Origin of the sequence: Psychrobacter sp. TB20-MNA-CIBAN-0197, assembly GCF_040309765.1 — a bacterium.
In the GTDB taxonomy this organism is placed as follows: domain Bacteria; phylum Pseudomonadota; class Gammaproteobacteria; order Pseudomonadales; family Moraxellaceae; genus Psychrobacter; species Psychrobacter submarinus.
The window spans coordinates 1-291 of record NZ_JBEOPC010000344.1 but is presented as its reverse complement, the minus strand read 5'-3'; the positions used below and the strand labels follow the sequence as shown (position 1 = coordinate 291).

Here is a 291-nt window from a genome sequence, read left to right as displayed (position 1 = left end):
AAATAAAGCACCTAATGAACATAGCGTGGTGTTTATCACTAACGACTCTAAGCCTGATTTTTTACGTGACTACCCTGATGTTGATAAACCAACAATTGAAATTATTTCTAACCCACTCCATCGCTATAAAAAAATGTTACTTATAGTGGGCAAAGACACTGCTGATTTAAAAACTGCAGTAACGGGTTTAGCATTTGGTCATAAACTGATGACTGGTCGCACCGCTAGTATAGAGGCTATTAATCAGCTCCCGCTAAGAGAAGCATATGATGCTCCTCGCTGGTTAAGAGG

Annotated in this window: 1 protein-coding gene; it reads left to right on the top strand. The window is 39.5% G+C overall.

Annotation, left to right across the window (positions count from 1 at the left end; all coding sequences use genetic code 11):
* Positions 1–25: 25 nt before the first annotated feature.
* On the top strand, positions 26–291 hold a 266-nt coding region (locus tag AAEY83_RS13950), incomplete at its 3' end, for a cellulose biosynthesis cyclic di-GMP-binding regulatory protein BcsB (protein WP_351059731.1).